20 protein-coding genes are annotated in these 23,930 nt (G+C 46.4%); 9 read left to right on the top strand and 11 right to left on the bottom strand.

Features of this window, described 5'->3' with window-relative positions:
- Positions 1-236: 236 nt before the first annotated feature.
- From BLU57_RS04585 to msrB, 5 genes are all read right to left on the bottom strand, one after another.
- Complete coding sequence (locus BLU57_RS04585) at positions 237-1,172, bottom strand: response regulator transcription factor (protein WP_090316917.1); 936 nt, start codon at positions 1,170-1,172, stop codon at positions 237-239.
- Positions 1,173-1,358: 186 nt separating this feature from the next.
- Complete coding sequence (locus BLU57_RS04590) at positions 1,359-1,979, bottom strand: PEP-CTERM sorting domain-containing protein (RefSeq protein WP_090316920.1); 621 nt, start codon at positions 1,977-1,979, stop codon at positions 1,359-1,361.
- Positions 1,980-2,249: 270 nt separating this feature from the next.
- On the bottom strand, positions 2,250-2,645 hold the full coding sequence (locus tag BLU57_RS04595; protein ID WP_090316924.1) for a lysophosphatidic acid receptor: 396 nt from the start codon (positions 2,643-2,645) through the stop codon (positions 2,250-2,252).
- A 2-nt stretch (positions 2,646-2,647) separates the two neighbouring features.
- Complete coding sequence (gene nhaC, locus BLU57_RS04600) at positions 2,648-4,108, bottom strand: Na+/H+ antiporter NhaC (RefSeq protein WP_256206115.1); 1,461 nt, start codon at positions 4,106-4,108, stop codon at positions 2,648-2,650.
- Entirely contained in the window at positions 4,092-4,559 is a 468-nt protein-coding gene (gene msrB / locus BLU57_RS04605) for a peptide-methionine (R)-S-oxide reductase MsrB (RefSeq protein WP_090316927.1), read from the bottom strand. The genes nhaC and msrB overlap by 17 nt, the downstream gene beginning before the upstream one ends.
- Positions 4,560-4,600: 41 nt before the next feature.
- On the opposite strand from msrB, the gene BLU57_RS04610 reads away from it, so the two are divergent.
- Complete coding sequence (locus BLU57_RS04610; protein WP_090316931.1) at positions 4,601-5,752, top strand: class I SAM-dependent RNA methyltransferase; 1,152 nt, start codon at positions 4,601-4,603, stop codon at positions 5,750-5,752.
- A 106-nt stretch (positions 5,753-5,858) separates the two neighbouring features.
- On the opposite strand, the gene BLU57_RS04615 is transcribed toward BLU57_RS04610, so the two are convergent.
- The gene (locus BLU57_RS04615) at positions 5,859-6,110 is read right to left on the bottom strand and encodes a hypothetical protein (protein WP_090316934.1); all 252 of its coding nucleotides are present in this window, start codon (positions 6,108-6,110) and stop codon (positions 5,859-5,861) included.
- Positions 6,111-6,770: 660 nt separating this feature from the next.
- On the opposite strand from BLU57_RS04615, the gene BLU57_RS04620 reads away from it, so the two are divergent.
- The 7 genes from BLU57_RS04620 (at position 6,771) to BLU57_RS04650 (ending at position 17,834) form a co-directional block, all read left to right on the top strand.
- Positions 6,771-8,243, top strand: coding sequence for a complex I subunit 4 family protein (locus BLU57_RS04620; RefSeq protein WP_090316937.1), 1,473 nt, complete (start codon positions 6,771-6,773; stop codon positions 8,241-8,243).
- Positions 8,244-8,253: 10 nt separating this feature from the next.
- Positions 8,254-11,526, top strand: a complete 3,273-nt coding sequence (locus tag BLU57_RS04625) for a DUF2309 domain-containing protein (RefSeq protein ID WP_090316940.1) — start codon at positions 8,254-8,256, stop codon at positions 11,524-11,526.
- Position 11,527: 1 nt separating this feature from the next.
- The gene (locus BLU57_RS04630; protein ID WP_090316943.1) at positions 11,528-13,096 is read left to right on the top strand and encodes an NADH-quinone oxidoreductase subunit 5 family protein; all 1,569 of its coding nucleotides are present in this window, start codon (positions 11,528-11,530) and stop codon (positions 13,094-13,096) included.
- 7 nt (positions 13,097-13,103) lie between these two features.
- Complete coding sequence (locus tag BLU57_RS04635) at positions 13,104-14,699, top strand: complex I subunit 4 family protein (protein ID WP_090316947.1); 1,596 nt, start codon at positions 13,104-13,106, stop codon at positions 14,697-14,699.
- A 1-nt stretch (position 14,700) separates the two neighbouring features.
- Positions 14,701-16,206, top strand: a complete 1,506-nt coding sequence (locus tag BLU57_RS04640) for a complex I subunit 4 family protein (protein ID WP_090316950.1) — start codon at positions 14,701-14,703, stop codon at positions 16,204-16,206.
- A 45-nt stretch (positions 16,207-16,251) separates the two neighbouring features.
- Positions 16,252-17,304, top strand: a complete 1,053-nt coding sequence (locus BLU57_RS04645; RefSeq protein WP_176776362.1) for a carboxysome shell carbonic anhydrase domain-containg protein — start codon at positions 16,252-16,254, stop codon at positions 17,302-17,304.
- Between the two features lie 302 nt (positions 17,305-17,606).
- Positions 17,607-17,834 (top strand): hypothetical protein, encoded by a 228-nt coding sequence (locus tag BLU57_RS04650; RefSeq protein ID WP_090316956.1) that lies wholly within the window; start codon positions 17,607-17,609, stop codon positions 17,832-17,834.
- Between the two features lie 542 nt (positions 17,835-18,376).
- Here the strand turns inward: BLU57_RS04650 and nudB are convergent.
- The 3 genes from nudB to BLU57_RS04665 all read right to left on the bottom strand — a co-directional run bounded on the left by nudB (position 18,377) and on the right by BLU57_RS04665 (position 21,030).
- Positions 18,377-18,820 (bottom strand): dihydroneopterin triphosphate diphosphatase, encoded by a 444-nt coding sequence (nudB, locus tag BLU57_RS04655; protein WP_090316958.1) that lies wholly within the window; start codon positions 18,818-18,820, stop codon positions 18,377-18,379.
- Between the two features lie 20 nt (positions 18,821-18,840).
- Positions 18,841-20,622 carry an aspartate--tRNA ligase gene (gene aspS, locus BLU57_RS04660; protein ID WP_090316961.1) on the bottom strand — a complete coding sequence of 594 codons (1,782 nt, stop codon included), beginning with the start codon at positions 20,620-20,622 and terminating at the stop codon, positions 18,841-18,843.
- 102 nt (positions 20,623-20,724) lie between these two features.
- Positions 20,725-21,030: an FmdB family zinc ribbon protein gene (locus tag BLU57_RS04665; protein WP_090316964.1), complete on the bottom strand. Its 306-nt coding sequence runs from the start codon at positions 21,028-21,030 to the stop codon at positions 20,725-20,727.
- A 239-nt stretch (positions 21,031-21,269) separates the two neighbouring features.
- On the opposite strand from BLU57_RS04665, the gene BLU57_RS04670 reads away from it, so the two are divergent.
- Complete coding sequence (locus tag BLU57_RS04670; RefSeq protein ID WP_090316967.1) at positions 21,270-21,965, top strand: laminin B domain-containing protein; 696 nt, start codon at positions 21,270-21,272, stop codon at positions 21,963-21,965.
- Here BLU57_RS04670 and hslU read toward each other — a convergent pair whose 3' ends face one another.
- Positions 21,966-23,297: an ATP-dependent protease ATPase subunit HslU gene (gene hslU / locus BLU57_RS04675; RefSeq protein WP_090316969.1), complete on the bottom strand. Its 1,332-nt coding sequence runs from the start codon at positions 23,295-23,297 to the stop codon at positions 21,966-21,968.
- Between the two features lie 94 nt (positions 23,298-23,391).
- Entirely contained in the window at positions 23,392-23,913 is a 522-nt protein-coding gene (hslV, locus tag BLU57_RS04680; RefSeq protein ID WP_090316972.1) for an ATP-dependent protease subunit HslV, read from the bottom strand.
- Positions 23,914-23,930: the final 17 nt, after the last annotated feature.

Consider the following 23,930-nt stretch of genomic DNA (forward strand, 5'->3'; position numbering starts at 1 on the left):
CAAGTTACAGAATCAACTTGAAACGCTCCGTGATACACCAAATAGAATTCTTCAAAGTTTAAGAAAAATCTTTTCTGCCTTCATATAATCCTACATTATGATTAAAATTAATATTCCCTAAATGGGTACCATGCGAAGCAGAAAAATTACTGTAGATCAAATGGTCAGTTGCCAAACCCAAGCGGACAGCTACATCGCTTTAGCAACATTGTTTGTAGTTTGTAATAAGCACCCCGTTAATTGGAATCGTTTGTTTTGAAAAAATAACCGGATACTAATTGGCTGCGATTACGAACACCGGTTTTAATAAAAACCGATTTTAAATGTTTCTTCACCGTTTCCGGGCTTACAGTAAGCTGTTGCGCAATCTGCTTGTTGGTCAACCCTTTTGTTACCAACTTTATGATTCCTTGTTCACTTTTAGTCAGCACGATATCTCTTGGCGGAATAGCGCAAGAAGTATTGTGCCATCCGGACAACACATCAAATATCCGCCGCACCACGTGATGAGGAAACCACAATTCTTCTCGGTGAACGATTACCTGTATCGCTTTTTCGAATATTTTATGATCGGTTCCAACCGGTAAAAACCCGGATATACGAAACTCGATAATCTCATCGATAAAATCCGGCGGATTTTGCTCGTAAAGCAGGATTATCTTAACGGATGCCATCTTTTTTCTGATCATCCGCAACTGCTCGACCACTTTGTCAGCTGCTAGTCGCATATCGATCAGGATGGCATCCGGACATATTTCGCCTAATTTGGCACTGGCGGCCTCAGCTTCTTTGATGTTGTACTGATTTATACAGATATAAGGTAAATTATCCGAGTAACTGTTTAGATGAATATTTAAATCTGCTTGCTCGGTAATGGTCCATATACGAAGCAAATCAGCGCGATAACCTGCCGCCGTAGAAAAAAGCGGTGTTAACCCAGCATTCACTAATTCCGCGCGCATAGTGAGCGGCTGCTTTTGCAGCATAGATAAATCGCGCCGATCATTCCGGCGCCGGTCATAGCGTGCTTGTCCACGTAAAATCGATATATCGCGCCGGTCATGCTGCCGCCGGTCCCGATCATGCAAACGCCGGTTCAAAGAAGCGGAATCAGAATACCCTTGCCGTTTCTTATCAGCTTGCAAGCATTGAATATCGATAAATGATTTCAATTTCGTATGACTCCGTTATTGTTCTTAGAACTAAATTGGGCGGTATTTTTTTACCGTTCTTCTTTTCTGAGATTCCGTTAATTTTATTGCATAGACGCTATAGTAAGTCAGTTCAGATACAGACCAATTCACAATAGCGCCTTTTTACCGGTAGAAGTATCAGAAAAAACAAACAGCATTGAAGCTTTATCTTTTTTTCTGTTTGCTTAATGAGAACCCCACCAAACCAAGCCCAACCAGCAACATTGCATAGGTCTCCGGCTCAGGAACAGCGCTTACACCGACCACGAAGTCGTCCCAATCTCCCAGATGCTTAGTGCCTGCGCTGTCATTGTAGCCAAGTACATAGGCATAAGTTGTAGATCCGATCAGCATGTTTGTACCAATCAATCCGATCGATGTGCCTTCGTTCCAGTGACCGCCGTTAATGGCAAATTTACCGGTATCGCCTTCAAATTTGAAGCTTAGCGGGCCGGCCGCGCTCACAACCGAGCTGATTGAAGTTCCAATCGCATCAGATTCAAGCAGCTTGGCTCCGCTTAACGTGTTATAAAATTTGTCAATAAAACCGGATTCCTGGCCCAGATAGGTATAAGTAACTGTTTGCGCCCCAGGCCCGGTGTAATCGAGATGTCCAAGGCTAACTGCTGAGCCTGTGGGTAATGTAGCAAATCCTGCGATGTTAAATGCTTCAGTTCGAGTGGCTGTATCGGTTACCACAAATGAAAGCCCGGCGTGCGCAGCCCCTCCAGTCATCAACATCATCGCCGCAATCATTGTATTGTGTAGATAAAATGGTTTACTCATCTCTTACTCCCGCAAATATTAATAAAGCAAAAATTAAATTGATATCGCTTGAATTTCACTACCCTACTTTGTTCAGTGGATTCAGTGCATGAATTCATGACGAATGGCATGTTAATCTGCGGGATAATTTAAATCTATAGTCTGTTAATCCTTATTTTATAAGGAGTTAATAGTAGGTTATGACTAAGATTACCAGGAACTCTGTCCCGGGAATGTCATTGCTCCAAGCCATTTAAGCAGAAAAAAGCGGCTTTCTTGCGGAAGAGAAAATCAAAACGAAACAACATCTTTTGACGAATTTACCGAAGATTTCTGAGACAGCTTCCCCCAATAGCAACCGGCACAGATTCCGATCAACCAGCCGGTCACGATCAGTATTGTCATTAAGTGCGAACCGTTTGTATCACGAAACTGCATGATCAATAGTCCAAGCGGCGCGGCGCCAATGCCGATAAAAGCACACAACCCCATCGCACCATTGCTCCAGCGCAATATGCCGTAGGATAAAAGCAAAAATGGCAGAATCATGATTAACTGAGTATGCCAAGGGATACCGCTCCACAGTAAGCCAAAGCCAAGAAACGACAATAAAAATCCGCCTATTAGAGCGGCCAAAATAATACGTATGGTTTTCCAATGACTGCGGTGATTTGATACTTCTTTCATCTCTATTCCTTATGCGATCGCGATGTATTTTTCTCGTGCAACAAGCCGATTCCAACGATGGCCATTGCAATGGAAACAAAAGGATTCAATAAATTCAGCAACGCATAGGGCGCATAATCCAATGTTGGAATACCCAGTGTCGCCACATAAAAAGTACCTGCTGTTGTCCATGGAATGAGTCCGGCAGTCAAGGTAGCGCCTTCTTCAACTGAGCGGGACAGCACTGCCCTATCGACCTTCCTTTCAAGATATATGCTCTTGAACAGCTGGCAATTGAGAATAATCGAAATATAAGCCTCACCCATCGCAATGTTGCCGATCAATCCGGACAGGATGGTGGTCGCGATCAATGTGCTGACGCGCTGAATGCGTGCGATGATATGCGTGAGCAGCACTTGCAGAAACCGTGCATGATGCATCACTCCACCAAGCGCCAGCGCCATGATGGACAATAATAGCGTCCACGCCATGCTGTACAACCCGCCGCGTCCGAGTAAATCGTCGATGTTCTCAATTCCGGTAGTACCCGGCGAATTTACCCACAATGCGTTGAACACATCAACGCCATCCCTGTCTTGATAAGCGATGGCAATCATCATGGCCAATATGATACTGCACGACATACTCACTTCGGCGGCGTAGCGCTTGATACTCAAACCAAACATTAGCAGCAGCGGCAACAGTGTCACCCAGCCATTTAATTGATAAGCACCTGCCAAAGCAGTACGAATTTCATCAATATGCGCTCGCGGCAAGGCATTATCACTGTAGTGCTCTCCGATAATAATGAAGATCACCAGAACAATCAGTAACGTCGGTGCCGTTGTGTATAGCATGGAACCAATATGCCGGTACAAGCTCGTTCCGGCACTCATGGCCGCCAGATTAGTGGTATCCGAGATAGGCGATAATTTATCGCCGAAAGTGGCGCCGGAAATGATCATGCCGGCCACGAGCGGCAGCGGAATGCTCATCGCTTCACCGATACCGATCAACACCACCCCAATGGTTCCAACCGTACCCCAGGAAGTACCTGTAGCAACCGACATGAAGCAACATAAAATCAGCCCTGCCGCCAGAAATGTGCCCGGGCTCAACAAATCCAATCCGTAATAAAGCAGGCTTGCGATAGTGCCGCTCTGCATGAAACTGGCAATGACCATACCGATCAACAGAAAAATATAGATCGCTGGCAGCGCTTTGATGATGCCATCATCCATCATGCGCCGGATATCGAGAAAGGAATGACTTAGCCAGCGCGCTTGCAGACACACCCAGATCAACGCCAGAAAAATAACGGCATGAATGCTGATCGCAAATACGAACATACCAAGCGAAATCAACAGAAAAACACCGGCAAAGCAAACAAGCGCTTGTAATAGGGTTGGCAGGCGTTGTGTAGTCAACAATTCTTCAATGGATGGCTTGGTTTCTGTCATTGCGAGCCTATTTTCTTTCTTCATCCACAAACAATGCGATCAACTCGCCGTAGCCTTTTGCTTGTAAATCCTCTTTTCTGATGAACTTTAATGCGGCAGAGTTGATGCAATAACGCAAGCCCGTTGGCGGCGGACCGTCATTGAACACGTGCCCCAGATGACTATCCGCATAACGGCTACGGGCTTCCGTACACGGCATCCACAACGCGTAATCGCTCTTAAGCCGAATATATTGCTCATTTATCGGTCGGTAAAAACTAGGCCAACCGGTGCCCGAATCAAATTTATGAATTGACGCAAACAACGGTTCACCCGATACAATATCAACATAAATCCCGGCAGCTTTGTGATCCCAATATTCGTTCTGGAATGGCCGTTCGGTGCCGGCATTTTGCGTCACCTGATACTGCAATGGTGACAAATCGGCTTTCAACAATTCAGGATCTTTAGCAAAATTTTCATAGTGATTCGCCATAACGGATTTTCCTTTTCAATAAATATAACTGACTATTCATCATGAAATTCACAGGAACGGTAACGCATTTATCGCAAAAGGGCTTGGGTGTTGTCAAAAACACCGAGAATAACATTTCTTATTTTGTTTATGGCACTTGGCCAGGAGATAGCGGTGAGTTTGAAATCATCGACAAACCACTGAATAATAAAAAATTTGCCTATGCCAAATTGATACAGCTCATACATCCTTCTGCACAAAGACAAATACCCCCATGCCCTTTTGTCAGTTTGGAAGAAAATGCCTGTACCGGTTGCTCCTGGATGATCGCTGATTATACAAGCCAGCTCGAGCAAAAACGAAATCGCTTCCTTTATGCCATGCAGCGGGCCGGTTTTGATCCGGCTCAGTTGAATGTCAACGCTATTCAGCCAGCACCGCAAATTTATGGCTACCGCAACCGCTGTCAAATCAAAACGGACGGAATAAAGCTCGGTTTCGTATCCGAAAACTCGCAGCAAATCGCACCGATGGATGATTGTTTGGTACTCAATGAACGCTGCCGGAGCCTGCTGCAAACAGCGATTCAGCAGTTACCCAATGAAACTTGGCAGGAAAACTCCGGAGACAATTGGCTGTTTATTGAGCTGGATGACGACATGCAACCGGACGAAATCCGTACAAACCGGAAACGCCCGTTCAAACAGGGTAACACGCAGCAGAATCAATGGATGCAACAGTGGTTGCGGAACACACTCGCTCGCAACTCCCAGATAGGAAAAGTGGTGGAATTATTTTGCGGTTCGGGGAATTTCACACAAATCATTGCAGAATCAAACTGCACTGCACTGCTCGCTTACGAATCCGATCCGGATGCCATTCAAGTATTGAAAAGCAAAGCTCTGGCCAAAGTGACCCCGCAAGTTGCGGATCTTTTCAGTCCATCAATTTGGCGGAACATACAAAAAACGGTATGCGATGCAACAACTTTGGTTTTAGACCCGCCACGCGCCGGACTAAAAAAGCATCAGGGCTTTTTTTCCTGCTTCGCAGCGTTAAAAACGATTATCTATATCTCCTGTAACCCGGAAACTTTCGCGCGCGACGCTTGGTTCTTTCAACAAAACAGCTGGCAAATAAACGAGGTTCAACTGATTGACTTGTTTCCGCACACCCCGCATATTGAAATACTGGCGGAATTTCGAAAGATTTGAGACCCGTATGGGTTTATGGATTGAAAGTATATCGAAGAGGAATAAAAAAGGAGTCAGTACTTACGGCGGATTGTAAGCATTGACTCCTTGTAAAGCTAATAAGGGTTTAAGCTGTAACTTTTACTGAAGAAAAATGCGCTTTATTTTTTGACACAATATACAACATTGCAACAGCAAGATAGCTCAGAAACAGAATTGATCCACTCATCACTTCCAATCCCACCCAACCTACAACAGAGTGTATTTGTGGCAATGCCGGGAGAGCGCCAAATAAAATAACGCTGACCAAGGGAATAATACCGAACACCACAAAGCAGATTTTTATTGCCGTCACAAAAATAAATTGGCTCATTTTCATAAAGCCTCCTATAGAAGAGTTTGCAAATTTGCCTATTCAGACGCATTCCGATTAATTCAGAATCTCAAAAACGGCAAACTTCACATAAATTTTACAACATTCTCACAAAATATTCACAATATTTCCAATCGAAATTGAATATCTAAAATTAATTAAATTTTATACACAGTAACTTATTCAGTTTTAGCGACATTCATGATAAAACTTTCAGTCAATGCGGCCCATTAATTCCAGATAGGGTAACGATTTCGCATCTTTTCATTTTTTTGTTGCAAGCGAAAAAAAATTTCTGCATCTGCACTTTTGAATTAACGCAAAAGAATACTCTGCATTTTGCCCAATTAAAAACCGCTAAAACACCATGAATTCGATTCTCTGTAGCCGGACAACCGGTTTGAGAAAGTTTTTTCATATCTTGCCATCTTCACTTTTTATTCACACCCATTTCACTTTTTATTCACATTCATTGTGTTAGCTTACTTTTACGGTAACAGGGATTTAATGATTTCTGATAGTGCAGTTTTTCTGACATCAAAGCAGTTTTGGTTCGGTTCATTCATCAGATTTAGGTTCACTTAAAAATTTAAAACTAATATATTGAATTATATATAAATATTTTTAATAAAAACATAATCTTATAATAAAAGGATAAATCGCTCGATGGGAATACTCAGTACATTACTTCTAACACCAGTATTAGGTATTCTGATACTTGCGTTAATTCCGAGTAAGAACACAAACCAAATCCGTTTCACAGCTAATCTAACCGCACTCCTGGCGTTTCTCTTAAGTTTCTGGCTGGTTCTTAATTATGATCGATCGGATGGTCAGATACAGTTCTATGAGTATTTTGTTTTCAATCCTAAACTAAATACTGCACTTGCATTAGGTGTCGATGGATTATCACTACCCATGGTGGTATTGGCCGCACTGCTCACTGTAATAGCACTACTCGCTTCTTTCAACATTGCGCGCAACATCAAAAGCTACTATGTCAGTATCTTGCTACTGGAACTTGGTATGTTGGGTGTCTTCCTTTCGCAAGATTGGTCATTATTCTATATTTTCTGGGAGTTGACCTTAGCGCCGCTGTTTCTGCTGATTGACCGCTGGGGAGGCACACGCCGTCATATCGCCAGTTTAAATTTCGTGCTTTATACGATGGGCGGCTCAATTTTCATGCTGATCAGCTTGCTGGCGATCAGTCAATACATGCCGCCGCATGGCGGCACTCTGATGTCAGCGATGACCGTTGCTGCGCAGAGTATGCCGAGAGACGAGCAAATCTGGGTTTTAATCGGTTTTCTCATCGGCTTCGGCGTTAAGATGCCCATTTTTCCGTTACATGGCTGGCTGCCGCTCGCACACGTTGAAGCGCCGAGCCCGGTCAGTATCCTGCTATCCGGGATTCTTCTCAAGATGGGCGCTTACGGCATGATAAGAGTGATTGTCATGCTGCCGGAAGCCACGCAAATGCTGCAAACGCTCTTAATAACCCTGGCATTGATCGGAATGATTTATGGCGGTGTTCTGGCGTGGCGGCAAACGGATATGAAAGCGATGGTAGCTTATTCTTCGGTCAGTCATATGGGGATCATCCTGCTCGATATTGCCACGATGAATAAAACGGGCCTGATTGGCGCTGTTTTACAGATGACCGCACATGGCCTGGTGGCGGGAGCAATGTTCTTGCTGGTCGGTTTGCTGTACGAACGCACCCATACCCGCAATATTCTGGACTACAGCTCTTTGGTAAGAGTGATGCCGCGCTTCGCTTTGTTCATGACGATCACATTATTTGCTGCCATGGGGTTGCCGGGCACTGTCGGCTTTATTGCCGAGCTGCACGCAATTGTCGGTGGCTTCCAGCAATGGGGCAATCTCATGATCCTGCTTGGAGTCAGCATCATGATCGGATCAGCCTATGCCATGCGCACCATCGGTATGTTGTTCACTGGTCCAGTAAAACCTCAGATGCGTAATATCGAGGATTTAAAGCTATACGAACTCATTGCGGCTGGCTTCTTGGTTGTATTAATCGTTATGTTCGGTTTGTGGCCAGCGCCTTTGATTGACCTTTCCATGGCAACCATGAACCAAATGAATGGCACCATCATTCAAAGTATTCAATAGGATAACTGATATGACTTCTGAATCTCACGATTTGCGTCACCACATTCTTGAAACAATTGATCACTTGGATCATATTCTCCCAGGGCAACGCCCGCTGCACAAATTTGTGCATCACAACACGATTCATGGCTTTCAACACCTCCCGTTTGAAGAAGGCTTGGCAGAGTATGAAAAATTAACCGGTGTTTATGGTTATCTGCCGGATGCGAAGAACCGCGAACTTTATCAGCAAGGGCGGATTACCGATACGGATCTTTCGGCTGCATTCGAACATACCAAAAACTTGCAATCCGAACAGGTTGTATTTCATGCCAACGATCTGACAATCCGGCGTAAGGATATTTATCAAGTTGCGTTATTGCACGAGCTGCCCACCCTGTCGATCAGTCAATTGAACTGGCAGATTGAAGAGATGAATGTGTTGCATACCATTCAACCGGATGTCTCTAAAGAAGCCCGTGCGCGAATGCTCAGCTGTATTTCGGATCCCAGTATCGTCGTTAAACATCTCTGGGAAAGTATTTTGAGCAAACTCGGCATTGAACTCACCGATTTGCATCCGGAGAACATGTTGGATCTCTCGGAGGAGCAGGCAAAAGAGTGGCTGGAAAAAATCAAAATAACACTGGCCAACGGGGAAGGCATTCCAGTGCATCAAAAAATGAGAATGGATGCCGAAGCCGAGCTGAATGCCATGTTGGCGCAAATCGGCAGCAAAATTACATTACGCGATTTTGTTCTGGCTTTAAGCGGTATCGATATTCTTTATTCCATTAGGCCGCAGATTATACGAATCTGCGCATCGGTGCTGGATGAAGGCGTTGCGGCATGGCAATTGCCCGGCCGCAGCAAACTGGGACTCTATGCGGCTTGGCGTTCGACAGCGCATTTCGACGTGAATCCTTTTCTACACGATTTACCTGACTGGCAAAACATTGTCGACGAAACACCGGAAGATCCGGTCGATTGCATTATTCTGCAATTAACCAACATGGAGATTCCACAAGATAAATGGGAAGGTTATATCCAGCAACTGGCGCTTGAGTTGCCGGGTTGGTCGGGAATGATCAACTGGCGCCAGCATAATCCCGACTACCATACGGAAAATGACGCAACGCTGCATATGGCCGATTATCTAGCTATCCGCCTGACACTGAACAGATTGTGGCTCAATCAGGCTTGTAAAGATACCTGGAAAATAGAAGCTAAGCTGGGAACGATCGAATATTATTTTCGCAGAAACTTGTCCGAGTTTATGGTTCGGAAGCAACTCTACGGCGGAGATTTACCAGAATATCTGGCCACTATCGCCAAAGACCTGATTATGCGCACCGGCTCTGAACGCGAAAGACGAGAGGAATGGCAGTCTTTGGCGGATCTGACATGGACCTGGCAATTCAGTCCCTTAGTAAAAAAAGATTTCGAGCATGCTGCTTTTAATAGCGGCTGGCGGCTTTTCCGCTTGTGCCAGCATCTGGGACTGACCGCTGCGGATATTCAAAGCATGCAAAAAAACGATTTGTTACAGTTGCTCAATGTACTCGACGAATTTACCGCACCGGAACGAAGCAAAATTTGGCTATACGCTTACGAATATCACTATCGCGAAGATTTCTTTCAAGTTTTGCGCGCCAATATCAACCGGGGACGCTGGGCCAAACGCGCACAGCGGCCGCAAGCGCAGATCGTTACCTGCATGGATGACCGCGAAGAAAGTCTGCGCCGTCAACTGGAAGAAATCAATCCTGCCATCGAGACGATCGGCGCGGCAGGATTTTTTGGTGTACCCATGAATTATAAAGGGATTGACGACATTGAAACTAATATGCAATGCCCTGTGGTCGTGCAGCCGGCCAATGATGTCAATGAAGTGCCGCGAAAAGGCGCGGAGCCGTTATTGCAAGAACATTCCAAAGGGTATCGTTTCTATAGAAAGCTGGCTTATTTGATGAATCAATCGCTGCGGCGCAGTCTTATTTTCTCGCATGCGATCATTGATGCGTTAGCGCCGGTCGTATTTGCCGGTTTACTGGGCAGGATATTTTTGCCTAAGTATTTTGTAGCGCTAAATACTTCAATACGGCAAAATATTGAAAAGAAAATCCCTACCGAGCTAATGTTCAAGGCTCCCGCTTCAGATACTCCCGCAACTCCGGATCAACCACGGCTGGGTTTTACCGATACCGAACAAGCCGACCGGTTAGCGGTTTTCATGCGCACAACCGGTTTATCGTACGGCTTCGCTCCGATTGTTTGCTTGGCCGGGCACGGCTCGACCAATCTCAATAATCCGCATGAATTCGGTTACAACTGCGGCGCCTGCAGCGGCAAACGCGGCGGACCGAATGCACGCCTTTTTGCCGCCATGGCGAATCGTCCGGAAGTCAGAAAATTACTGGCGGAACGAGGTGTTCACGTTCCCGACGATACCTGGTTTGTCGGCGCTGAACACGACACCTGCAGCGATGAATACTATTGGTATGATCTTGAGGATATTCCGCAAAGCGCACTGCCTGCTTTCGAAGCATTCAGAAATGATTTGATCAAAGCAAGTAAAGCTTCCGCACACGAGCGTTGTCGGCGATTCGTCTCTGCTAATAATCCACGCACGCTTGAAGCCGGAAAAGAACATGTAACTCTACGCGCAAACGATTTTTCTCAAGCATTCCCGGAATTCAACCATGCCACGATTGCTGCGGCCATCGTTGGCCGGCGCTCCGTTTCGCAAGGAACGTTTCTGGACCGGCGCGTTTTTCTCATTTCCTACGATCCTACACAGGACGCCGATGGCAAGCTGCTGGAAAACCTATTGCTAGCAGTCGGCCCGGTGGGTGCGGGTATCAATCTGGAATATTACTTTTCCACGGTCAATAACGATTATTTCGGTTCCGGCTCCAAGGTCACACACAACATTACCGGCATGTTCGGTGTACTCGAAGGAACCAGCAGCGATCTGCGAACCGGTTTAACCAAACAAATGATCGAAATTCATGAACCGCTTCGATTGCAAGTTCTGGTTGAAGCAAAAACCGAAATCCTGGGACAGATCTATGAACGTCAAGCCAGTATCCGGGAACTTGTGGGCGGCGGCTGGATTTTGCTGAGTGCGATTGATCCCGACACAGCTGAAATCTCCGTGTTTGAACGCGGCGTTGGATTCGCCCCTTGGCAAGCGGAAAAGAAACAGGTGCCTGAATATGAATCGTCGATTTCTTATTATCAGAACATCAATGTGCCTTTGCCGCCTGTTCTAATCAAGCAACCTCATGTGACAGGAGCTTAATATGGATTATTTGGTTTTTTTGATACCGTTATTGCCATTCCTCGCTGCTGCATTCATCGGTTTTGGTATCTTGTTCAATCGCATCAGCGGTAAGCAAGACGAGCTCATCACGGCAAAAGCGGCGAAAAGCGCCGTTACCTTGTCGTGCTTGATCGCGATCGGTTTACTCGGCGCTGATTTATCCGGAATCAACCCGAACCATGTCACCCTGGGAAAATGGTTGAACAGCGGAAGTCTTGCCGTTGAATTCAATTTCATCACTTCGGGTTTCAGCGTTATTGCAGCCGCACTATTCTCGATTATTCTGCTCATCATCGCACGCTTCTCAACGAATTATATTCACGCGGAACCCGGCTTCCACCGGTTTTTCTTTGTTTTATGTTTATTCTCTTCGGGCATGCTGCTACTGATACTATCGGGTAACGCAATTGGCACATTTATCGGCTGGGAAATTGCAGGATTATGCTCCTATTTATTAATATCTTTTGCTTATGACCGGCCGACTGCAGTCATTAATGCCACCCGAGTTTTCGTCACTAACCGGATTGGAGATGCCGGTTTTATTTTAGGCATAGCGCTTTCTTTTTACTATGCAGGAACCACCAATTGGATCACGCTGAATGATATCGCCACAAATCTATCCACCCCAACTGCCACAGTAATCAGCTTATGTTTTGTTGTCGCAGCTGTCGCAAAATCGGCACAACTGCCATTTACGCCATGGCTGGCAAGGGCAATGGAAGGACCCACACCATCAAGTGCTGTGTTCTATGGCGCCGTGATGATCCATGCCGGTATCTTTCTGGTCATTTTATTGCGGCCGATTATTGAGTGTGCGCCGCTTACGATGTCTGTATTGGTCGTCATTGGCTTTTTCACAGCAGTTTACAGCTATATAGTCGGATTGACGCAAACGGATACTAAAAGCTCGCTCTGCTTTGCCATATCGGGTCAGCTTGGTTTGATGTTTCTGGAATGTGGTCTAGGTTTCTGGGAATTGGCGAGCTGGCACTTGTGCGCGCATGCCATAGTGAGAAATTATCAGGTATTAACGGCACCTTCGTTATTGCGCTATGTCTACGGCAATCCGATGAAACCGGTAGCCGCCGCAATCGCCAATAAACGCTGGTTATATATCGCATCGTTGCAGCGCTTCTGGCTTGATCCCATTGCGGATAGAACATTGGTTAGACCTATTTACGGTTTGGGGCATGATTTGGACCGATTCGATAAAAACATCATTGATCGAGCCATGGGTGCGCCTGTTTCTTCAAACTATACGATTTCATCGCTGACGCAATTGGAGAAAAACATGGATAAAGATATCCGCGATGGTATACACATTGAATTTGTCAGTGGCAGTGGCATAGCCGGTAAATTCTTTGAATGGATAGCCAATATCATGAGCTGGTTTGAAGACCGCCTGGTTTTGCGTGGTATCGGTATGGATACCGTCGATATTGGCAGAAGACTTGGACAAATAGCGAATACTTTTGAACATCTTATTCTCAAGCCGCGCTATTTGGTCTTGTTCGTATTCATTGTCTTAATGATTGCTGCTTCAGTTTGAGGTTTCGATGGATATTACACATATTACTTATTGGTCGGAAACAGTTTCATTTCCAATTTTATCGATACTGACGCTCATACCCGTGGCAGCGATGATAGCGGTAATCTTAACATCCTCGCCCGTAGCCGCCTTGCGCCTCGGTTTTGCCGGAACGGTATCGACATTCCTACTGAGCGTATATTTATTATCTGCTTTTAATGCAGATCTCGCGGGTATACAACTCTATGAGCGTTATCAGAGCCTGGGTGTAACTTATACAGTCGGCGTCGATGGTACTAATATTTTATTCATACTGCTGACAACCACGCTAGCGTTGCTGACACTGATTTATACCCTCACGGCGCGGCATGTGTCAGACCGCACTCATATTGCTTCACTATTGGGTTATGAAGCGATTCTCATCGGCGCTTTTGCGGCACTGAATGCCATGCAGTTCTGGTTATGGTGTTTTCTTGAAATGATCCCTATTGTCTTAATGACATTACGATCGGGATCCAGCCAGAACCGGCGCTGGGTTGTCGCATTAGTGCTACAACACTTTAGCAGCGGATTATTGATGACGTTAGCCGGTTTCATGATGCTTGGATTCGGCATCATGTTAACCACCGACGTCTTATCGTTCGATTGGCTTGTTCTGAAGGAAAGCAACGTCACACATGAATATCCGACATTGATTTTTTTCTTGTTGTTATTTGGTTTTGCCATTCGCATGCCATTGTTTCCATTTCATGCATGGTTACCAGTCGTCGCTGAACATGGAACCATTGCGAGTGTCGGAATTTTTCTAGTCAGCCTGAAACTCGGTATTTATGCCATCGTACGCTATTTAATTCCCCTGCTGCCTGAAGTTGCAGAACACTGGGCATGGTTTGTCACGATGCTGGGTTTGATCGGAATTTTTTACGGCGCATTACTGGCGTTTATGCAAATCAATTTCCGCCGGTTAATCGCTTTTGCCATTATCAGCCAAACCGGCTTAATTACCGTCGGCTTATTTGACTTCAGCACACATGGCATGGAAGGAGGGATCGTTTTGGCGATATCATTCGGTATGGCGACAGCCGGCATATTGCTGAGCCTCGGTATGATATACAAGCGCACGCACACCGCATTCATTCCGCGCTTGGGCGGTATATTTGATACCAACGCAGCGATTGCGGTGCTGTTTGTGATCTGTGCCCTGAGTACGATGGGAATGCCGGGCACTCCCGGTTTCGATGGCATCCACTTGCTAATTGATGGCACTATCCAAGGTCAAGGATGGCTCATCGCCATTGCAATTTTATTCGGTAACGTTTTGACGGTTGGATTACTGTTACGCGCTTTTCAGCAAATATTCATTGCGTCGCCAAAGCGCTTCCAAGGGCCCTTTGTTAACATACATCAAGCCAGTTCCCCGCCATCCCCCAGAAATGAGTGGATTATTGCCATTGCCATTTGCGGCTTGCTCCTTGCAACTGGAATCAATACTTCGCCGTGGTTGAATATCATTGATCAAAATATTCACTCTAGTTCTACCGGCAACAACTCTCATAACAATACAGATGCGCTTCACACCGATAAGCTGTTGGCAACGCACTCTATGATTACAAAGGACAATTAGAATGATTGAAGCTGACTTTCCGCTGCTGAGCCTGACAATTATTGTTCCACTTTTAGGAGCCGTATTGGCCGGATCAATACGAAACACTGATTTCTCAAAACAAGTTGCTCTTTTTGTCGCCGTCCTATCGCTCCTTCTGACCATTTGTGCCCTCATTTTATTTGATGCCGGTAAGAACGAATTTCAGCTTGTTGAACGCCGCGCGTGGATTCCAATTTTGAATATTGAATATCTGATTGGCGTTGATGGCATTTCAGTTTTATTTCTCCCGATGACAGCATTGCTGACCATCATCACGATGCTGGCATCATGGAACACGATTTCCCATTCCGCACGCTTTCATTTTTCTTTGTTACTGGCGCTCGAAGGTGTCAGTATCGGCATATTCTGCGCTTTGGATACGGTGTTATTTTTCCTGTTCTGGGAGCTTACGTTACCGCCCTTCTTCTTCTTGATCGGCTTATGGGGAATAGGTTCGCAACGGCGCAGCGCAGCAATGAAATATACCTTGTTCATGTTATCCGGCGGCGTCACCTTGCTGTTGGCGATCATTGTATTGGCGACAAATCATGCTATACAATCCGGCGGGCAAATCCCTGCGGACTTGTCCTTCAGCTTACCTATCCTACTTGAGACCGCTTTACCGCAGGATCTGCAGAAACTCGTCTTTCTCTTGTTGTTATTCGGTTTCGCCGTGAAATCGCCGCTTGTTCCGTTGCATACATGGTTACCGACAGTCGCGGCCGAAGGCCCAACACATGTTGTCGCTATTCTTGTGGGCTTGAAATTGGGTATTTATGGCATTTTACGGTTCGCGATGCCACTAGCACCCCTTGCTACCATGGAATATAGCTGGATTTTGAGCGTCATTGGCGCTTTTACTCTAATTTACGGCGCTTTGATCGCGCTGCAACAAACCAACTTGCGGCGTCTGCTCGCGTATGCCAGCGTCAGTCACGTCGGATTGGTTATGGTTGGTGTTGCATCACTGAACATACAAGGATTCCAAGGCGCAATTTTTCAGTTGTTGAACTTTACGCTGGTTGCCAGTTCCCTGATGCTGATTGCCGGTTTTATACAACATCGGCTTGGCAGTACCGAAGCCATTCACTTGGGTGGGCTTGCTAAAGTAATGCCGAAATTGACTGCCTTCTATTTTCTATTTGCCTTAGCCAGTATCGGAGTACCCGGCACCAGCGGTTTCCCGGCGGAATTACTGATGATCCTTGGCGCAATCAGCGCACATTCCGTTTTAGGTGTCGCCGCGTTATCGGGTGCGATATTAAGCGCTGCCTATATGCTTTCCTATACGCGCAGGACTTTCTTGGGGCCGATCATTCATGATGATGTGAAACAAGTGATTGATCTGCAATCGCGCGAAATGATTTTACTACTCATTCCGGCGCTGCTAATATTAGCTCTAGGTTTTTATCCAGATTACATTCTTAATATAAATCAAATTGCTTCGGAAGAATGGCTATCTCGATTAACCTTAACGACCCACTAGATATAAGCTCATAATTAATAAAATATGCTAAATTTTTTTAGGAGAATGATGAAAAATTCGAATACAGGAATCGATTATTTACTCGATTTAAATGCAAAACATTCGCAAGCTTTCATGGACTTGGCCACAGAGCGCCGCAGATACCGAGGGGAACATCCAACTGAGATAGCCGCATTAAAATGTATGGATGGCCGATTGCACTTACCGGTTATGACACAAACCGCCCTTGGGATCATTCAACCATTCCGCAATCTGGGTGGTATTTTTGATTTGGGCTGGCCATTCTTTCAGGCTGCTATCGATAATTGGGTTGAGTATTCCATCAGCCGCGGCAGACATTGTTTAGTCTTTGTGACTTATCACTTTGCACGTGGCGATACGCATCGCGGTTGTCGTGGCTTTCATTATGATACGGAAGCGGCAAAAGCTGCAGCTGTTAAGCTAAAAAATCAATTTCAATCAGTGTATGGTAAAAACGGCGCAGTAATGCCTATCGTATGCGGCATTGAAACTGACTTGGACGCTTTGATTCTTCATGGTGAAGACGGTCGCTCCATTGATTTAGCCAATGCAAAAGAATCGTCCCAGCTCGAGCTTGAAGAAATGCTCCGGTCGCTCTATCCCACGATGCCCGAACGAATTATCCGGGATTTGATGCCGTTGGTGCGAGGAAATATTAAACACGTTGCCGAGATCCGGGCAACAAACCGCCCCGTCGAAGAGGCTGAGCACAAGGAATGGGTCCTCGGTGTGGGACGCGGTTTTGATTGGTTACATGTGATTAATACAGCATTTATCGTCGGTCCTTTTGATCCGAATCTTTCCGTCGCGATTGAAACTGCAGCCAAGCTTCTCAAGAATAATATTGATGAAGGCCGGATTGATGCTGATGGTGTGGTGCTGTTGACTTCCGGGGTGTATCGCGATGAGGCCGGCCCAGAATATCTCTTAGCGAAAGAAAAAGCGATGTTTCTCAGCAAATTTGCGCTCAATATTATCAAGGAGAAAGTTCCGGATCTAGCACCTCATTTGCAAATACTGACAGCTTGTAATAACTTACATACCAGAAAACTCGAAGTGATTGAGAGGGTTGGGTAAGGGTGGTAAGCAATGAGTAATACTCGATGCAAGCTTCTCAATGTAACTCATAGATAAGCATGCTGGATTGTTTAAAAAACAAAAAATGATTACTCCTATAATAAATGGTCATTACAGATTAGTTTCATAAACTGGTTTGTTTTGGCCATTTCTTTTATGTATTGCCGCAATTAGATTAATTTTGGATAGGAGGTAACTACTTATTTTATTGGCATCATAGCTTAGATTAAAAAAATCAATGTTATGTGCATATATCTCTTAGATTTACAATTTATCGCTGTTCCAACAAAAGGAGAAGTGCTATGGGTTTATCTGATTGGTTGACAAGTCTTTTCAGTTCTAAAAACGATGAAGAGAATAAAACAAACGAGAACAACATAGAAAGTGATGATAAAGATCAGGCTGGCAGCGATTCAATACTGCAAGATGTATCTGAAATCAAGCCGGAAAGCATTGAGTCTGAGATTCAAGCAAGTAGCGAGGCGGATATATTGCATAATAACGATGAGCCTCAAGAAACAAGTCTCTAATAAACCTACACTATTTGATATAAAAATATATTTCGTGCGGTAACATACGATTACGAAAATCAAATAAACAGTAAAAATCTTATAATTACAAATGCAGGAATTATTTTCCTGCAATATTTTCATATTCAACATCTTAAAACAGACATGCGTGGTCGGCGCTTGATTCCGTGTTGATTTAACCGGCAGTGATGAATGGCCATATCGCTTCAGTTTTCACAAGAATCAGCTACCTGGTTAATGGTACCTGCATAATTCCGCAGCATTCCAAGCTAAATTCCTTACACGCGATCTGCAAGCCGGAATCATTACAGGCGCAATGGCAATTCCCTTGTCCGCAGGTATTCTTTGATGTCTGACTATCCAATAATAGTGTGCACACTGCTGGTCTACCAGACCGGTATTCTTAAAGGTTTGCGCTGGCACTGGCAATGTATGGCATCGTCAACCTGATTGTACTGCGCTATGCTAATGACCTTAGAACCAGAGCGATCATAAAAAAATATGAACGATTTGCTAGCAAAGGCGGCGCAAATTAGCGAATTTTATCCGGGTTGCGAATGCTCCGGCAGTTTGAGAATGGCTTCCGCGTTGCTGCTTGAAAAAACCTTACTGGCTGCTTGTTGCCACGGCAGCCACATGAAGTTTAAATGTTCTCTGGCGGCAATCCGGACGGGCACAATGCCGGGTAAGCGTAATCCAAACACATGCTCGGTATTGAACCGGACATCCGGTCCATAGCGCCAGCGCCACTCTTCGTAAATTTCATAGCGATTTTCAGTTTGCCAATCAGTCAGCGCATAATCGGCAACGTTCAAACCGGTTTCCTCAAACACTTCCCGTGCTGCTGTCTGTATCAGTGTTTCACCAGAATCCTGGCTTCCGGTAACCGATTGCCAGTAACCGGGATGATCGGCGCGCTCCAGCAATAAAACCTGTAGATCGGCAGTATGAATCACCACCAACACAGATACCGGTATTTTGTACATCAGCAAACACCGGCTGTCAGTTAACTAGGCTTGGTTTCAACCTGCCGTAAACGGATACTCAATTCCCGCAGTTGTTTTTCATCCACGGTGCTGGGCGCATGCGTTAACAAGCACTGGGCGCGCTGCGTTTTAGGGAACGCGATCACGTCCCGGATTGATTCCGAGCCGGTCATCATCGTCAAAATGCGATCCAAGCCGAAAGCAATCCCGCCGTGCGGCGGAGCGCCGTATTGCAGCGCTTCCAGCAAGAAACCGAATTTCTCTTGCGCTTCCGGTTCGGAGATATTGAGTGCGCGAAACACCTTGGACTGCACTTCCTGGCGATGTATACGCACCGATCCGCCGCCGATTTCGGAGCCATTCAGCACCATGTCGTACGCTTTGGAAAGCGCCTTGCCCGGATCGGTTTCGAGCAAATCTTCGTGCCCGTCGGCCGGAGATGTAAATGGATGATGCAGTGCTTGCCAGCGATTTTCTTCCTCGTCTCGTTCAAACATTGGGAAATCAACCACCCATAAGGGTTTCCAGCCGGATTCCGCGTGCCCGTGCTGATGTCCGATTTTGATACGCAAGGCACCGAGCGATTCGTTGACGACCTTGGTCTTATCCGCGCCAAAGAAAATCAAATCGCCATTCTGCGCCTGGGTGCGCGCCAGAATGGTTTTAATCGTTTCTTCCGGTAAGAATTTCAAAATCGGCGATTGCAATCCTTCTACGCCATCGGCCAGATTATTGACTTTGATGTACGCCAGACCTTTGGCGCCGTAAATTGCGACAAAGCTGGTGTAATCATCGATTTCCTTGCGTGACAATTCCCCGCCCCTGGGCACGCGTAGTGCCGCAACACGGCCATCGGTTTTTTCCGCAGCTTCACGGAATACCTTGAATGGAACATCTTTCATGATGTCGGTTAATTCGGTGAATTCCAGCGGAACACGCAAATCCGGCTTGTCCGAACCGTATTTGTGCATGGCATCGGCATAAGTCAGGCGCGGGAAAGGATCGGGTAAATCGACATTGCTCACGGTTTTGAACAAACCGCGAATCATTCCTTCCATCAGCGACATGATCTCATCCGCTGACAGAAACGAAGTTTCAATATCGATTTGCGTAAATTCCGGTTGCCGGTCGGCACGCAGATCTTCATCGCGGAAACAGCGCGTGATCTGATAATACCGGTCGAATCCGGATACCATCAGAAGCTGTTTAAACAATTGCGGTGATTGCGGCAAGGCAAAGAAATGACCGGCATTCACCCGTGACGGCACCAGATAATCGCGCGCGCCTTCCGGTGTGGATTTGGTCAACATCGGCGTTTCGATGTCGAGAAATCCGTGCTGATCCAAAAACACACGCACCGCCATCGCTACTTTATGCCGCAAACGCAGATTCGATTGCATAGTGGGACGGCGTAAATCCAGATAACGATGTTCCAGCCGCACCGCTTCGCTGATATTGTCGTCGTCCATCAGGAATGGCGGTGTCAGTGATGGATTCAATACCTCAATGGTTGCCACCAGAATCTCAATCTCACCGCTGACCAGCGCGGTATTGATCGTTCCTTCGGGACGCTTTCTCACTTTACCGGTAATTTGCAGCACATATTCATTGCGTATTTTTTCCGCAACTTGAAATGTTTCCACATTATCGGGATCGCACACGATCTGTACCAATCCTTCACGATCGCGCAAATCAATGAAGATCACACCACCATGATCCCTGCGCCGGTGCACCCAGCCAAAAAGAGTTACAGTTTGACCAAGATACCCGGTGTTAATGGCTCCACAGTAATTTGTACGCATAATTCTATTCAGTAGTCAGAATGGTGAGATGAGTGATTTTTTCGGTATTACCGGCAGTTGCCCAGTACATACATCGCATTTTATTCAGATATTGCGAATCCGCTAGTCAGCAGCTGCCGTGGAAGCGGAATTGCTTTCTGTTGTTGCCGGTGAATCCGCAGCGGCAGATGCCGCGGGTTGTGTACTTTCTTTTGCGCTGGCTTTGGATTCCGTTTTCTGTGTTTTATTATTCTTAAAGTCAGTGACATACCAGCCGCTTCCTTTTAGCTGAAATCCAGCTGCAGAAATACGCTTCACATAATTGCTGCTGCCGCAGACAGGACAAACCGCAATGGGTGCATCGTTAATTTTTTGCAAGTGTTCTTTCTCGGCACCGCATGAATTGCATAGATATTCATAAATAGGCATAGTGACCTCCAACAATCCAATATTGAGAAACCGGGTATTATACCTTAACCGCCCCTGTTGAATAGGCATCCATGCTGTTCCGGTATCCGCGCCTCTCAACATACAGCAGAGTCGAAACCATTGTTCAGGCCGTTTCTACAATGATGACTTTATCTATTTGACAAACCGAGAGAATTCAAACTATATTCACTACAACTTTAGGACACTTCCAGCTTTACCCCTACCCAAGGAGAATATGTATGATCCGCTCTGCCATTTCTGTTGCTTGCTGTTTGACTATTCTGAGTTATTCCACGATTGCTGCCAGCTCACTCGTATCCAGCACTTTCGATAGCGATGCCGATGGCTGGAGCGGACTCACAACGGATGGTTCTTCTTCCTGGTCGGTCATCACCAGCGGTTTATTGCCCGCACACAGCGCAGACGGCGTACCTGCCGGTTCCATTACGCTCGCCGATCCCGATTCGCAATGGACATATTTTAGCGCTCCCGGAAAATTCCTTGGCGATCAAAGCGCTGCTTTTGGCGGCAGCCTTCAATTCGATAGCCGGTATGTGGTTGCGGGCACGAGTTACGCCAATGAAGCGGAAATTGTCTTAAAGGGCGCCGGACTGACGCTGGTTTATGAAGCCACTAACAGCTTGCCAGCCGTTTGGACGCATTTCGATGCCGCACTCGTGGCAGATACTTGGCGAGTTGCCGATACTTTTTCCGGCGCTTTGGCCACCGATGCGCAATTACTCGCTGTTCTTTCCAACCTGAATGCGCTTTGGATCAATGCCGAGCACTTTACACCGGTAACGGAAGTCATTGCTCTGGATAACGTCAGTTTCCTATCACCGGTACCCGAGCCTGAGATCTACACCCTGTTGCTCGCCGGATTGGGGTTGCTCGGTTTTGTCGCTTACCGCAGAGAAACACTACAAACAGAGTAATTACAACACGTAGCGCGCCAAGTCTTCGCTTTGCGACAAATCTTTAAGGCGCTGATCAACATACGCTGCATCAATCACAATCGTCTTTCCACTGTGTTTTGGTGCATCGTATGAGATATCTTCCAGCAGTTTCTCCATCACTGTATGCAATCGCCGGGCACCGATGTTTTCTGTTTTGCTGTTTACGGAAAAGGCAATTTCAGCCAAGCGTTTGATTGCATCATCGCCGAATTGCAATGTAACACCTTCCGTGGCCAGCAGCGCTTCGTATTGGCGGGTCAGGCAAGCATCGGTATTAGTGAGTATCTGCTCAAAATCACTGACGCTCAGACTAGTCAACTCAACGCGAATCGGGAAACGCCCTTGCAACTCGGGAATCAAATCGGATGGTTTGGACATATGAAACGCGCCGCTGGCGACAAACAGGATATGGTCGGTTTTGATCATGCCATATTTGGTTGAAACGGTCGTTCCCTCAACCAGAGGCAGCAAATCGCGCTGCACCCCCTGACGGGAAACATCGCCACCGGTATGCCCTGCCCGGCTGGCAATTTTGTCGATTTCATCGAGAAAAACGATGCCGTTCTGTTCCACATTCTGGATCGCCGTTAGCTTCAATTCCTCATCGTTCACCATTTTCGCCGCTTCTTCTTCGAGAAGAATTTTTCTCGCTTCACGGATTGTCAGCTTCCGGGTTTTCTTGCGTTCCCCGGTCATATTCTGGAACATGCCTTGAATTTGCGAGGTCAAGTCTTCCATTCCCGGTGGAGCGAAGATTTCCATATTGGCGCGCGGCGCGGCCAATTCAATTTCGATCTCTTTGTCATCCAGCTCACCTTCGCGCAGTTTCTTGCGGAATTTCTGCCGTGTCGAGCTATCCCGGTCTTCGGTGGTCGTGTGTACATCAAAATCCCTGGCAACGGGCAATAAGGCATCAAGAATGCGGTCTTCCGCCCGGTCTTCCGCCAGCGGTTGCTTTTTACGGGTTTCATTTTCGCGCGATTCTTTAACGGCGGTTTCGGCCAGATCGCGGATGATCGAATCGACATCACGTCCGACATAGCCGACTTCGGTAAATTTAGTCGCTTCAATCTTGATGAAAGGCGCATTTGCGAGTTTTGCCAGACGCCGCGCAATCTCAGTTTTACCGACCCCGGTCGGACCAATCATCAGAATATTTTTCGGCGTAATTTCCTGACGCAGCGGATCGGCAACTTGCTGCCTGCGCCAGCGGTTTCTCAAGGCAATAGCCACGGCACGCTTAGCTGCATCCTGGCCGATAATATGTTTGTCCAACTCATGGACAATTTCCTGCGGGGTCATTTGCGACATGGTTTTAATTCTGTGATATGTGTGATGTAAATAGAGTGCTCAAATACCGTTCTCAGGTTGGATCCTTACAACGGTATCGAGCGATTACCAGATATCAATCAATGGTTTCGATAATATGATCCTGGTTGGTATAAATGCAGATATCGCCCGCGATGGTGAGGGCTTTTTTCACGATATCCTTCGATGGCAAATCGGTATTTTCCAATAGCGCACGCGCTGCTGCCAACGCATACGATCCGCCGCTGCCGATGGCGGCAATACCCAGTTCAGGCTCAATAATATCGCCAGCGCCGGTTACAATCAGCGTGGCGTCTTCATTGGCAACCACCAGCATGGCTTCTAGTCTGCGTAAGATCCGGTCGGTACGCCAATCCTTGGCGAGCTCAACCGCGGCGCGCATGATATGTCCATGATGCGCTTCCAATTTACCCTCAAAGCGCTCAAACAGTGTGAACGCATCCGCAGTGCCGCCGGCAAATCCCGCCAGAATTTTGTCGTGATAGAGTCTGCGCACTTTACGCGCACTGGATTTGGCCACCACTGCCCCCAACGTTACTTGGCCATCTCCACCGAGGGCCACCTGATTTCCGCGTCTTACTGAAACAATTGTTGTCATGGCATTCGTATTATTCG

The sequence above is a fragment of the Nitrosomonas oligotropha genome (assembly GCF_900106555.1).
GTDB lineage: Bacteria > Pseudomonadota > Gammaproteobacteria > Burkholderiales > Nitrosomonadaceae > Nitrosomonas > Nitrosomonas oligotropha_A.